Annotated in this window: 12 protein-coding genes; 9 read left to right on the top strand and 3 right to left on the bottom strand. The window is 40.0% G+C overall.

Features of this window, described 5'->3' with window-relative positions; translation table 11 throughout:
- The 3 genes from LY624_RS08965 to LY624_RS08955 all read left to right on the top strand — a co-directional run bounded on the left by LY624_RS08965 (position 1) and on the right by LY624_RS08955 (position 2,363).
- Complete coding sequence (locus LY624_RS08965) at positions 1-474, top strand: hypothetical protein (protein ID WP_341802810.1); 474 nt, start codon at positions 1-3, stop codon at positions 472-474.
- A 77-nt stretch (positions 475-551) separates the two neighbouring features.
- On the top strand, positions 552-1,904 hold the full coding sequence (gene gdhA / locus LY624_RS08960) for an NADP-specific glutamate dehydrogenase (protein ID WP_341802809.1): 1,353 nt from the start codon (positions 552-554) through the stop codon (positions 1,902-1,904).
- A 105-nt stretch (positions 1,905-2,009) separates the two neighbouring features.
- Positions 2,010-2,363: a DUF1428 domain-containing protein gene (locus LY624_RS08955; protein ID WP_237118502.1), complete on the top strand. Its 354-nt coding sequence runs from the start codon at positions 2,010-2,012 to the stop codon at positions 2,361-2,363.
- 54 nt (positions 2,364-2,417) lie between these two features.
- Here LY624_RS08955 and LY624_RS08950 read toward each other — a convergent pair whose 3' ends face one another.
- The 3 genes from LY624_RS08950 to LY624_RS08940 all read right to left on the bottom strand — a co-directional run bounded on the left by LY624_RS08950 (position 2,418) and on the right by LY624_RS08940 (position 5,900).
- Positions 2,418-4,133: an AMP-binding protein gene (locus LY624_RS08950; protein ID WP_341802808.1), complete on the bottom strand. Its 1,716-nt coding sequence runs from the start codon at positions 4,131-4,133 to the stop codon at positions 2,418-2,420.
- A gap of 239 nt (positions 4,134-4,372) precedes the next feature.
- Entirely contained in the window at positions 4,373-4,819 is a 447-nt protein-coding gene (locus tag LY624_RS08945) for a DUF3010 family protein (RefSeq protein WP_130149949.1), read from the bottom strand.
- A gap of 64 nt (positions 4,820-4,883) precedes the next feature.
- Positions 4,884-5,900: an endonuclease/exonuclease/phosphatase family protein gene (locus LY624_RS08940; RefSeq protein WP_341802807.1), complete on the bottom strand. Its 1,017-nt coding sequence runs from the start codon at positions 5,898-5,900 to the stop codon at positions 4,884-4,886.
- A gap of 255 nt (positions 5,901-6,155) precedes the next feature.
- On the opposite strand from LY624_RS08940, the gene thrS reads away from it, so the two are divergent.
- The 6 genes from thrS (at position 6,156) to LY624_RS08910 (ending at position 12,111) form a co-directional block, all read left to right on the top strand.
- On the top strand, positions 6,156-8,066 hold the full coding sequence (thrS, locus tag LY624_RS08935) for a threonine--tRNA ligase (protein ID WP_130149947.1): 1,911 nt from the start codon (positions 6,156-6,158) through the stop codon (positions 8,064-8,066).
- 57 nt (positions 8,067-8,123) lie between these two features.
- Positions 8,124-8,684 carry a translation initiation factor IF-3 gene (gene infC / locus LY624_RS08930; protein WP_083515308.1) on the top strand — a complete coding sequence of 187 codons (561 nt, stop codon included), beginning with the start codon at positions 8,124-8,126 and terminating at the stop codon, positions 8,682-8,684.
- A gap of 212 nt (positions 8,685-8,896) precedes the next feature.
- Complete coding sequence (gene rpmI, locus LY624_RS08925) at positions 8,897-9,097, top strand: 50S ribosomal protein L35 (RefSeq protein ID WP_054554888.1); 201 nt, start codon at positions 8,897-8,899, stop codon at positions 9,095-9,097.
- Between the two features lie 15 nt (positions 9,098-9,112).
- Positions 9,113-9,472 (top strand): 50S ribosomal protein L20, encoded by a 360-nt coding sequence (rplT, locus tag LY624_RS08920; RefSeq protein ID WP_062569157.1) that lies wholly within the window; start codon positions 9,113-9,115, stop codon positions 9,470-9,472.
- 199 nt (positions 9,473-9,671) lie between these two features.
- Positions 9,672-11,468 (top strand): M14 family metallopeptidase, encoded by a 1,797-nt coding sequence (locus tag LY624_RS08915; protein WP_341802806.1) that lies wholly within the window; start codon positions 9,672-9,674, stop codon positions 11,466-11,468.
- Position 11,469: 1 nt separating this feature from the next.
- Entirely contained in the window at positions 11,470-12,111 is a 642-nt protein-coding gene (locus tag LY624_RS08910; protein ID WP_341802805.1) for an MBL fold metallo-hydrolase, read from the top strand.
- Positions 12,112-12,188 lie beyond the last annotated feature (77 nt).

The following is a 12,188-nucleotide window of genomic DNA, read 5'->3' as shown; positions in this document are numbered from 1 at the left end:
ATGAAACATTATACTTTAGTTATTTTAAGTTTATTTTTGTCTGCATGTGGTGGCGGAAGTGGCTCATCAACTGAAAGTGCCAGTTCAACTGTACCAGAAGTATCTACCGTCACTACTCAGCCTGAAACACCTGCTAATACAAGCATAGGCGTTGAAACAATGCTTGACTTAAACATTGCCCCTGAGTTTGACCTAAGTAGTAAAATGCAACTTCGCGTTAATGTGGATTTGCAAATGGGTGATAACAAAGCGTATCTTAATATTTGTCTAAAAGGAGAAGATGGCAAAGCAGACTACAATCAATGTTTGTTACGTACAGCATTGGAGCAAAGTAAATTATCAGCTACTTTGATGCTTGCAAATAGCTCATTAGAGCTGGTGGCCGAAATTTGGTTTTATGATACACAAAATGAGCCCCTTCGTTATTATTGGCATCATGATAACCAACACAGTGCCGAGTTTATTATTCGGTAACAGTAAGTGATCGATCATCTGTAGGGATGAGTTTAATTAGTAACTAGTCATTTCAATAGCTTAAAAGAGGAGTTGGCATGCAATATCTACAAGGAATTCTGCAAACAGTAAAGGAATCTAACCCTAACGAACCTGAGTTTTATCAAGCTGTTGAGGAAGTACTATCATCGCTTAACCATGTTGTAGATGGTAATAATGATTTCAAAAAACTGGGCATTATCGAACGATTAGTTGAGCCAGAAAGGCAAATTATTTTCAGAGTTCCATGGCTTGATGATAACGGGAATGTGCACGTCAACAGGGGATATCGTATTGAGTTTAGCTCTACCCTTGGGCCTTTTAAAGGAGGTCTACGTTTTCATCCCAGCGTAAATCTAGGAGTCGTTAAGTTCTTAGGCTTCGAACAGATCCTCAAGAATGCGTTAACGGGTTTACCCTTAGGCGGTGCAAAAGGAGGTGCAGACTTTGACCCGAAAGGGAAAAGTGATAACGAGATTATGCGCTTTTGCCAATCTTTCATGACAGAGCTATATAGGCACATTGGTGCTACAACGGATGTACCAGCGGGTGATATAGGCGTAGGTTCAAGAGAAATAGGCTATTTATTTGGCCAATACAAGCGCATAACTAATCAGTTTCAAGGGGTGCTCACGGGTAAGCCTTTGCTGATGGGGGGCTCTGTATTAAGGGCTGAAGCGACAGGCTATGGCATAGCTTATTTTCTAAGTGCTATGCTTGATGCTAAAAATGACTCTTTAAAAGGAAAGCGCTGTCTCGTATCTGGCGCGGGTAATGTAGCATTGCATCTGATGGATAAGCTTAGCCAGTGTGATGCTATCGTTTTAACCTGTAGCGATTCAAAAGGGACTTTATACTGCAAAGATGGTTTAGATGTTGAGCTTGTTAAACACTTGAAAACCGAACAAGGAGCTGAGCTTCGAGACTACCTAAACACGCACGCTGAAGCAGAGTTTACACCCGTTAATCAGTACCCAAGCAATGGCCATAAAGTATGGCAATATGAAGCTGATATTGCTTTACCTTGTGCAACTCAAAATGAAATTACTAAAAATGATGCGACTTCACTTGTAGAGAATGGCTGTTTAATAGTATGTGAAGGTGCAAATATGCCAAGCACAGCAGAAGCGCTTACTGTTTTTAAAAAACATAAGGTTTATCTTGGACCTAGCAAAGCCGCAAATGCGGGTGGTGTGGCAACTAGTCAGTTTGAAATGGCACAAAATGCTAGCATGCAAACATGGCGACCAGAGCAAGTTGATGAAAAACTCCAACAAGTTATGAGGACTATCTTCGAGACTGTTTCGGCGACAGCGAAACAATATTCTCATGAGGACGACTTAAGCCTTGGTGCTAATATAGCTGGTTTCGAACGCGTAGCAGAAGCGATGATAAAACAAGGCGTTGTATAGCTGAGTAAGTGCCATTTTGGTAGCTTTAAGCGTTTATTGATTAAATCATTATGTACTTCTCTTTTCTTTAACTATGGTTAATGTGTTAACGAAAGGAGATAACTTATGTCATTTATCGATGGATTTGTAGCCGCTGTACCAACAGCAAATAAAGAAAAGTACCTAGTTCATGCAGAGTTAGCAGCCGAAATATTCAAAGAACACGGTGCATTAAAGGTGGTCGAGGCTTGGGGAAGCGATGTTCCTGATGGAGAAGTAACTTCATTTCCTATGGCTGTTAAAGCTCAAGAGAATGAAACGGTGGTGTTTTCTTGGGTGATCTGGCCATCCAAAGATGCTCGTGATAACGGTTGGCAGAACATAATGGGCGACCCTCGAATGAGCCCTGAGAACAACCCCATGCCATTTGACGGCAAGCGCATGATATATGGGGGCTTTGAGACTATTTTAGATAAATAGAAAATGTGCTTTTAGCTAAAGCTCAGGTAATGCAGAGCTTTAGCTATCTCTTAATTACGAGAATGTTTTTTCACTGAGCAACTCCTGCATTTGCTCACGCATTTTGAACTTTTGCAGTTTACCCGTAACTGTCATTGGGTATTCATCTACAAAGCGAATATGTTTTGGTACTTTGAAATAGGCAAGCTTGTCTTTTAAAAAAGTGCGAATGGCATGCTCATCTAGCACTGCATCATCTTGTGGTTGTATCCACGCACACACTTCTTCGCCATATTTTTCATCGCTAATTCCAAAAATAGCGGCATCTTGGATACCTGGATAGGTGTAAAGTACCTCCTCGATTTCTCGTGGGTATATGTTCTCACCGCCACGTATAATCATATCTTTAATGCGGCCAACAATAGAAACAAACCCTTCTTCGTCCATTACCCCTAAATCACCAGAGTGTAACCAGCCATCCTTATCGATGGTTGCATCCGTTTTCTCTTTATCGTTCCAATAGCAGCGCATGATACCCGCACCGCGACTACATACTTCACCTGGGAGGCCAACCTGTTGAATATCACCCAGTTCATCAATAATTTTTACTTCGGTGTGGGCTAGAGCGCGGCCGACAGTACTCACTTGCTTTTCAATTGGTGAGTCAGTTTCAGTCACATTATTAATCGGACTACATTCGGTTTGACCATAACCAATCACGACTTCAGTCATGTGCATTAATGAATGAACTTTGCGCATAACTTGCTCAGGACATGTCGAACCAGCCATGATGCCTGTTCGTAGACTAGATAAATCATATTGAGCGAACTCTTTGTGTTCTAATTCTGCTATAAACATGGTCGGTACGCCATGAAGAGCGGTACAGCGTTCTTTTTCTACTACTTCAAGGGTTGTTTTAGGATCAAATGAATCACCAGGGAAGACTGCTGTTGCGCCCTTACTAATACACACTAAATTACCTAATACCATACCAAAACAATGGTACAGAGGCACAGGAATACAGAGCTTATCCTGGTATGTTAGTTTCATAGCCTCAGCCATTAAAAAGCCATTATTGAGAATGTTTTTATGGGATAAGGTCGCGCCTTTTGGGTTACCAGTGGTACCTGATGTAAATTGAATATTGATATCTTGCTCGCAATGCAATGTAGCAGCTATCGCATCGAGCTCGAGTTTATGAGCATCTGTAGCGCGTTGCATAATATCATCAAAACTGAACATTCCTGGAGCTGGCTCATTACCAATACGGATTATGTTTTTTAAATGTGGAAGGGCATTTAGGTTTAATTCACCTGCATGTGAACTTTTTAGCTCAGGTGCAAGTTCATTAAGCATACTTATATAGTTACTCGCTTTAAACTCACTTGCGGTAATGAGCGTTGAGCACTCAACGCTGTTAAGAGCATATTTTAATTCACTCGGACGATATGCAGGGTTAATACATACCATAATGGCACCAATTTTTGCGGTTGCGAATTGCGTTAAACACCACTCAATATTATTAGGAGACCAAATACCAACACGGTCTCCTGGTTTAACGCCAAGGGAGAGCAGCCCCATAGCGAGTTGATTAATTTGCTGTTGGTATTCTTTGTACGTCAGGCGAATGTTTTGATGATTAACAATAATAGCGGGGTGGTCGGGGTTATTGTCGACAATAGCGTCAAGGTACTGACCTATTGTTTTGTCAATCAAGGGAACGTCAGTAGCGCCTTGGAAATAGCTTTGTGTTAATGGGAGACTGTTACCATGTATGTTATTTGCTTGCATTGTGTTCTCCGTGTCCTATTAAATTGTTGTCATGGACTTGATGCGAAAATAGCTAACCCAATAAGTTGAATATTTTATAGCATTAGCTTACATGTTTAACTAAGCATAGATTGTCGACAAATGAAAGTAATATAAGACTAATGTACAGAGTGTATTTTTAAGTACAGAGGAAAGGATGGCTTTTTACAGACACAAAAAAACGTGCATAAGCACGTTTTAAGTATTGATGATGTTTAGGCTTAGGCTTCGCCTTGCTTGTATGTTTTACGCATCAGATAAACGTAGGCATTAATAAAGGCATTTTCTTGAAACTTTTTAAGGCCTGTATCTTCAAATGCAATAGGGAGAGGGTTACGTTTTAGTTGCTCTTTTATTGCCGTTGCGCTTAATATTTCTACATCTAGTTCTTCGATAAGTTGGATAGCTGTTTCCATCTTAAAACCTTTTGCACTACCGGCAAATTTACCTTTCGGTTGACGCTCTTTAATTGCTACAGAATCAATTTGATAGTCTTGCATTAGTTTTCTGAAATCAAATTGAAATTTACGCATAACTTCAGTGTCGTTACCGTTAGCTAAGGTAAAGCGAGTTTGTCTTATATCACGGATATCAAAGACATCATTATCTTTTGTTAAAATACACAGCAGTACGTCGCTGCCGGTAATTTCTACACCGCATGTTCTCATGGTCATTCTCTAAATAACTTAATTTTCGCAATTATAGCAAGTAACGAATTGAAAAACAGTTGCTTTAAAAATGAATTTTAATTGCAATCGCACTATGGTCACTGACGCTTATGTCTTCAAGTGTTTCGGCTGGATTTAAATGATCTTCAAAGCTTGAGTATGAGACAGAGCTGACTTTTGACATTGCACACTCAGGATTGAAATGTGCAGAAACAAGTATATAGTCAAGTACGCTACCACGGCGGTGATAATAATGACTGTAAGGCTTAGTATAACCTGCTTTATTTTCATCACTAAATTGATACACATCCGTTAATCCGACCACAGGTTCATTTTGCTCAATGCATGGTTCACAGCGTGTTGGATGGAAACCTTGCGTCATAAATGACAGTGTTGGGCTTGTAAGTACATCATTAAAATCACCCATCACAATAGTTGCACATTGCTTTTCACGCTGGGTCTTTAAAGCATCGTAATAAACAATAGACGCCTCAAGGGAACGTGATATTTGCGATTGCATGGTTCCCACTGTCTGATGTAGTAATTGAAGTAATGGGTCTTCGAGATTGTGAATGTTTAAAATATGCGCCATTGATTGCACGCGTTGTGATTTAAAGTGAACAACATAACAACAAATGTCACCAAAAAAAGGGATTGAGATTAAGCATTTGATAGGGGTTCTATTGAACTTGAACTCATTTTGGTTATTCAAGTATTCAAGCAGTTCTGGGCAGGGTGTTAGTGGTTCACAGCTTTTTAAAGGGTACTTACTGGCTAAGGCGACAATGGGGTTGAAAAGTACCTGTGGATACAGCGCATCGTGACTTGGTGTGTCAACTATTTCAAAGTAGTCATAACCTGCTTCTTTACATTGTATTTCCAATGCTTGATAGCTAAAAACCTCTTGAAAAGCGACTATATCGGCTTGGGTTTGGTTTAGAAATTGGGCGATAAATTGCTGCTTTTGGCGCCACTGGGTTTTATTATAATGTTCATGTTGCTGATAAAAAGAATAGGGGGGGGCTGTATAATTTAGCAAATTAAACGTTGCAAATTTAACTGTGCGAGGTTTTGACATCATATTTACCCAAAAAGTTATCTTCACTAAGTATGAAATGGGATAAGTAATTGTCAATTTAGTCTTCTAACTACTTGTATTTGAATTCACTAGCGGCGACAATGGTTGTTCATGTTTGCGAAGACTCAGTGAATATGAGCCTAAATAGGCACTAAATGGCAATGCTTATTCGTAAAAGCGTTGCAGAGTTTACAAATTAATTTTTAAAAAAATACATGTGATGCATTGTAGGCATCACCACTGTAGTAAGGATTTATAATGCCAGTTATTACCCTCCCTGACGGTAGTCAGCGTAGTTTCGAAAACCCAGTAAGTACCTATGATGTAGCAAGTGATATCGGTCCTGGTCTTGCCAAGGCAACCATTGCAGGCCGTGTTAATGGCTCGCGTGTTGATGCATGTGATTTAATTACCGATGACGCACGCTTAGAAATCATCACAGCAAAAGACGACGACGGTTTAGAGATCATTCGTCACTCATGTGCGCACCTTATTGGTCATGCAGTTAAGCAACTTTTCCCTGAAGCGAAAATGGCAATCGGTCCGACCATCGATAACGGTTTCTATTACGATATCGATATGGAGCATTCTTTAAGCCAAGACGATTTAGATGCAATTGAAAAGCGTATGCTTGAGCTTGCTAAAACAAATTACGATGTGGTTAAAAAGACCGTCAGCTGGCAAGAAGCGCGTGATACTTTTGAAGCACGCGGTGAAACATATAAAATGGAAATCTTAGACGAGAATATCGCAAAAGATGACCGTCCAGGTTTATACCATCACGAAGAATATGTGGATATGTGTCGTGGCCCACACGTACCAAATATGAAATTCTGCCAACACTTCAAAATAATGAAAGTGGCGGGTGCATATTGGCGTGGTGATTCAGAAAATAAAATGCTACAGCGTATTTATGGCACGGCATGGGCAGATAAAAAGCAACTTAAAGCGTATTTAAAACGTTTAGAAGAAGCTGAAAAACGTGATCACCGTCGTATTGGTAAAGCACTTGACCTTTGGCACTGGCAAGAAGAAGCGCCTGGCATGGTGTTTTGGCACAATGATGGCTGGAGCATTTACCGTGAACTAGAAGACTTTGTTCGTGAAAAACTACGTGAGTATGATTACGAAGAAGTGAAAGGTCCATTAATGATGGACCGTGGTTTATGGGAAAAATCAGGTCACTGGGATAAATACGCAGATGCCATGTTCACAACTGAATCTGAAAAACGTGAATATGCCATTAAACCAATGAACTGCCCAGGTCACGTACAAATCTTTAACCAAGGTTTAAAATCATACCGTGATCTGCCATTACGTATGGCTGAATTCGGTTGCTGTCACCGTAACGAACCATCAGGTGCATTGCACGGCTTAATGCGTGTACGTGGCTTTACTCAAGATGATGCGCATATTTTCTGTACTGAAGAGCAAATCATGGATGAGGTATCGGCATGTATCAAAATGGTTTACGACACATACGAAACGTTTGGTTTTGAGAAGATTGTAGTAAAACTATCTACTCGCCCAGAAAAACGTATCGGTGAAGACGAAATGTGGGATAAAGCTGAGCTTGCGCTAGCTGATGCATTAAAAGCAAACGACATTGAGTTTGATTATCTACCGGGTGAAGGTGCGTTCTATGGTCCTAAAATTGAATTTACATTGTATGACTGTTTAGACCGTGCATGGCAATGTGGTACAGTGCAGCTTGATTTTGCATTACCGGGTCGTTTAGGTGCAACTTATGTTGCTGAAAACAACGAACGTCGCACACCCGTTATGATCCACCGTGCTATATTAGGTTCAATCGAGCGTTTCATTGGTATTTTAACTGAAGAATACGCAGGCTTGTTCCCGACATGGCTTGCTCCTAAGCAAGTTGTGATCATGAATATCACAGATAAACAAGCTGATTATGTTCAAGAAATTGTACAAAAATTAAATAAACTTGGAATTAGAGCCGCTGCTGACTTGAGAAATGAGAAGATTGGCTTTAAAATCCGTGAACATACGTTAAAACGTATTCCATATTTACTTGTTGTTGGCGACAAAGAAGTTGAACAACAAGAAGTGGCAGTACGCACTCGCACAGGTGAAGACCTAGGCAAATTTAATGTTGATGATTTTGTAGCTAAAATTAGCGACGAAATAAAAAATCGACAATAAATCATGAGCGTGTAGGGCATAACAAACAGCCAACTACACGCTTTTTATTTTATATTCTTGGAGGATCGTACCATTAGAGGCGGCAAGAAAGGGCAACAAACAGCTCAAAAAAATCGTATCAACGAAGATATTACAGCTAAAGAAGTTCGTTTAATTGACATTGACGGCGAGCAAGCTGGCATCGTGTCATTAAAAGAAGCGCAAGCTATGGCAGATGATGCGGGTGTAGATCTTGTAGAAATTAGTCCTAATGCAGAGCCACCTGTATGTAAGGTTATGGACTACGGAAAGTTCATCTTTGAAAAAAGCAAAGAACTAAAAGAACAAAAGAAAAAGCAAAAGCAGATCCAGGTTAAAGAAATCAAATTCCGTCCAGGTACGGATGAAGGTGACTACCAGGTTAAGCTTCGCAACTTGCGTAAGTTCTTAGAAGCGGGTGATAAAGCTAAAATTACTATTCGTTTCCGTGGTCGTGAAATGGCTCACCAAGAAATTGGTATTGAATTATTAAATCGTGTTAAAGCTGATTTGGAAGATGTATCACAAGTTGAGTCTTTCCCAAATCGTGTTGAAGGTCGTCAAATGGTAATGATGATGGCCCCTATTGCTAAAAAGTAATAAACAAGCGATAATGCGCACCGAATTTATTTCAGGTCTCCAAGTAACAGCTTGCTGTTCACCTGAAATAACCGGTTTAAAGTAAAATTGCAGTTATATTGACTGAGTTTTCACCGGACATTGGCGGTAAGTTTGGCCTTATAAAGTAGAGTTATTTATTTACCTCTCGCCTGCTTGCCTAATCGTAAAGCAATACATTTGGAGTTATTGCAATGGCTTATAAGCTAAAAACTCACAGAGGCGCTGCTAAGCGTTTCAAAAAGACTGCTTCTGGCGGTTTCAAGCGTAAACAAGCGCATCTTCGTCACATTCTGACTAAGAAAACTTCTAAGCGTAAATTACACTTACGTCCTAAGATGATGGTTCATAAGAATGACCATGGTCTAGTTTCACGTATGTTACCATTCGCTTAATAGGAGTCTTCAGAAATGGCAAGAGTTAAACGCGGTGTTATCGCACGTGCACGTCACAAAAAAGTTTTAAAGCAAGCTAAAGGTTACTACGGAGCACGTTCACGTGTTTACCGCGTAGCTTTCCAGGCAGTTACTAAAGCGGGTCAATACGCTTACCGTGACCGTCGTGCTAAGAAACGTACTTTCCGTCAACTTTGGATTGCACGTATCAATGCAGCAGCTCGTCAAAACGGTCTTTCATACAGCCGTTTTATCAATGGTCTTAAAAAGACTTCTGTAGAAATCGATCGTAAGATCCTTGCAGATATCGCAGTTTATGACCAAGTTGCATTTGCAGCACTTGTTGAAAAAGCAAAAGAAGGCCTAGCGGCTTAATTCGCTTTTCATAAAAGTTTTAAAAAGGAGCCTTGTGCTCCTTTTTTTGATCTCAAACTCAAAACATTTCTTTGCGAAATAATTATATACGCATGTCATTTGCTCCATTTTTTTGTTGAATCACCGCAGTTTACGCAATCATTTCAGATTAGTTGTTATAATTTCTTCTAATTAAATAAGTATCGCACCTGAGAGTAATATGTTTGCTAGCTTAATGTTTTTATCTGCTGCTGTGACCATGGACAGTCACTTACCACCCTTAAAACCTTGGCAAGGTGAAAGTGTGACTTTGATGCAAGAAAAAGGTCCATTAACTACAGATTTTGAATTAAGTGGCGGTATGCGTTCGCCAAATTATGAAGATACCATGGCATTTGTTGATAGACTTGTGGCTGCCAACCCCACACAGTTTAAAGTACAAACAATAGCAACAAGCAGTGCAGGGCGTAAGATAAAAATGTTAGTGGCGAATGAGCAAGGTTTGTTCGATGCAGCGCAGTTAACGTCTGATGCTAAGCCAACAATTTTTATTCAAGCAGGTATACACAGTGGTGAGATTGATGGCAAAGACGCCATGTTTATGCTGCTGCGTGACATTGCAACAGGCAAGCGCCGTGATATCTTGAGTAAAGTGAATATACTCTTCATTCCTATTTTAAATGTTGATGGACATGAAAGAAGTAGCCAATTCAATCGTATAAATCAGCGTGGCCCCGTTGAAATGGGCTTTAGAACCAATGGTTTAAATTTAAACCTTAATCGAGATTACACTAAGTTAGATACCCCAGAAGTGCGAGGTGTCTTGAAGGTTATTAATACGTTCAAACCCGATCTCTATGTCGATGTGCATGTCACTGACGGCGCTGATTATCAGTATGATGTAACGTATGGCTATAATCCTGTTTTTTCAAGTGAATCACCCAGTGTTTCAGAAGCACTTGATACAATGTTCAAACCAATTATCGATGCTAAATTGACAAAAATGGGGCATATCCCTGGTCCGTTAGTTTTTGTTATGGATAAACGTGACTTTAAAAAGGGATTAGCCGGTTGGGTCGCAACCCCCCGTTATTCAAACGGCTGGGGTGATTTACGCTCTTTACCGAGTATTTTAGTTGAGAATCACTCTTTGAAGCCTTATAAACAGCGTGTACTTGGCACTTATGTGTTTTTAGATGGTGCAATTGATGCACTCGCAAAAAATAATCAAGCGTTACAAGCTGCGGTTAAAAAAGAACGTGAATTTAAACCTACGCAACTGGTGGTTGAGCGCAGCTATGCTACAGAACTAGATACACTGGTATTTAAAGGAATTAAATATACGCGTAGTAAAAGTGAATTATCAGGGCAAGCGGAAGTAGCTTATCTTGGTGAAGAAGAAAGTTATGATGCATTGCCTATTTACTGGCAAAAAATCGTTAAAAAAACAGTTAATGTGCCTAGCGCCTTTTATATTCCGCCAGCTTATAGTGCAATTATTAGTAAATTAAAACTACATGGTGTCGAAGTATTGCGTGTTAACGACACTGGGCCTAAATCGTTAACACAGGCTTCGGTAAAAGACTATACTTTTGCTAACGTGCCTTTTGAAGGACGTTTTCGAGTTGAAGCAAGCTTCGATTACAAGAGTATCAATGATGTTGATGTAGCTGGCTGGTATAAGGTATCAACAAATCAGCCATACTCAGAGTTAGCAACTCATTTACTGCACCCTGAAGCACCTGATTCATTCTTTGCATGGGGAGAGTTCAATACTATTTTTCAGCGCACTGAGTATATGGAAAACTATGCTTTGATACCTTACGCAAAGCAAATGTTACAAGAGCAACCAGAGCTTGCGCTAGAGTTTGATCAAAAGGTCCGTGAAGATAAAGCCTTTGCTAAAGACCCAGAAGCACGACTTAATTGGCTATACAAGCGATCACCATTTTATGATCAGGCTTATTTGCAGTATCCAATTTTAATGGCTTTTGAACAACCTTCAATGGAGCAATAAAATGAATGTTGTTACAGTTCCAGTAACAGGCTTTGCACAAAATTGTCGTATTGTTGTTTGTACAAATACCAATAAAGCGGCATTGATAGACCCTGGCGGGGACGCCGATAAACTAAGCGCAGAGCTCTCTACATTAGGGTGTGAACTTGAGTCTATCTTTTTAACCCATGGTCACCTTGATCACGTTGGTGCAGCGAAACAACTAGCTGATAAATTTGGTGTAAAAATCATTGGGCCACATCTTGATGATAAGTTTTGGTTTGATTCGTTACCAATGCAAGCGAAAATGTTTGGTTTTGCGCCGATTACGCCATTTTATCCAGATGCATGGTTAGCTCATGGTGACACAATCTATGTTGGAGAGACTTGTTTATCAGTTCGCCACTGCCCTGGGCATACTCCTGGGCATGTTGTTTTTTACCATGATGCATCAGAGCAAGTTTTCGTTGGTGATGTAATTTTTCAAGGCTCAGTAGGGCGTACAGATTTTCCTAAAGGGGACAGTGCGCAACTTATTGCATCTATTAAGTCTGAAATTTTGAGTCTAGCAGATGACGTTAAAATTCTTCCGGGGCACGGTCCGAATACGACCGTAGGCCATGAACGAAAAACAAACCCATTTATTAGTGGACGCTATGGCTAAAATTGCATTTTTTTGCATAAATAATTGAAAATGAGCAGACTGATTTTTAAATCAGTAGTATAATTTAACCAATAACT

It is taken from the genome of Pseudoalteromonas sp. N1230-9 (genome assembly GCF_032716425.1).
Classification (GTDB): domain Bacteria; phylum Pseudomonadota; class Gammaproteobacteria; order Enterobacterales; family Alteromonadaceae; genus Pseudoalteromonas.
The sequence above is the reverse complement of the archived record's forward strand: the minus strand, read 5'-3'. Positions and strand labels throughout refer to the sequence as shown.

What these genes read in the sequence shown, in the direction of transcription:
- LY624_RS08965 (WP_341802810.1), top strand. Translation starts at nt 1, where the DNA reads ATGAAACATTATACTTTAGTTATTTTAAGTTTATTTTTGTCTGCATGT.
- gdhA (WP_341802809.1), top strand. Translation starts at nt 552, where the DNA reads ATGCAATATCTACAAGGAATTCTGCAAACAGTAAAGGAATCTAACCCT.
- LY624_RS08955 (WP_237118502.1), top strand. Translation starts at nt 2,010, where the DNA reads ATGTCATTTATCGATGGATTTGTAGCCGCTGTACCAACAGCAAATAAA.
- LY624_RS08950 (WP_341802808.1), bottom strand. Translation starts at nt 4,133, where the DNA reads ATGCAAGCAAATAACATACATGGTAACAGTCTCCCATTAACACAAAGC.
- LY624_RS08945 (WP_130149949.1), bottom strand. Translation starts at nt 4,819, where the DNA reads ATGAGAACATGCGGTGTAGAAATTACCGGCAGCGACGTACTGCTGTGT.
- LY624_RS08940 (WP_341802807.1), bottom strand. Translation starts at nt 5,900, where the DNA reads ATGATGTCAAAACCTCGCACAGTTAAATTTGCAACGTTTAATTTGCTA.
- thrS (WP_130149947.1), top strand. Translation starts at nt 6,156, where the DNA reads ATGCCAGTTATTACCCTCCCTGACGGTAGTCAGCGTAGTTTCGAAAAC.
- rpmI (WP_054554888.1), top strand. Translation starts at nt 8,897, where the DNA reads ATGGCTTATAAGCTAAAAACTCACAGAGGCGCTGCTAAGCGTTTCAAA.
- rplT (WP_062569157.1), top strand. Translation starts at nt 9,113, where the DNA reads ATGGCAAGAGTTAAACGCGGTGTTATCGCACGTGCACGTCACAAAAAA.
- LY624_RS08915 (WP_341802806.1), top strand. Translation starts at nt 9,672, where the DNA reads ATGTTTGCTAGCTTAATGTTTTTATCTGCTGCTGTGACCATGGACAGT.
- LY624_RS08910 (WP_341802805.1), top strand. Translation starts at nt 11,470, where the DNA reads ATGAATGTTGTTACAGTTCCAGTAACAGGCTTTGCACAAAATTGTCGT.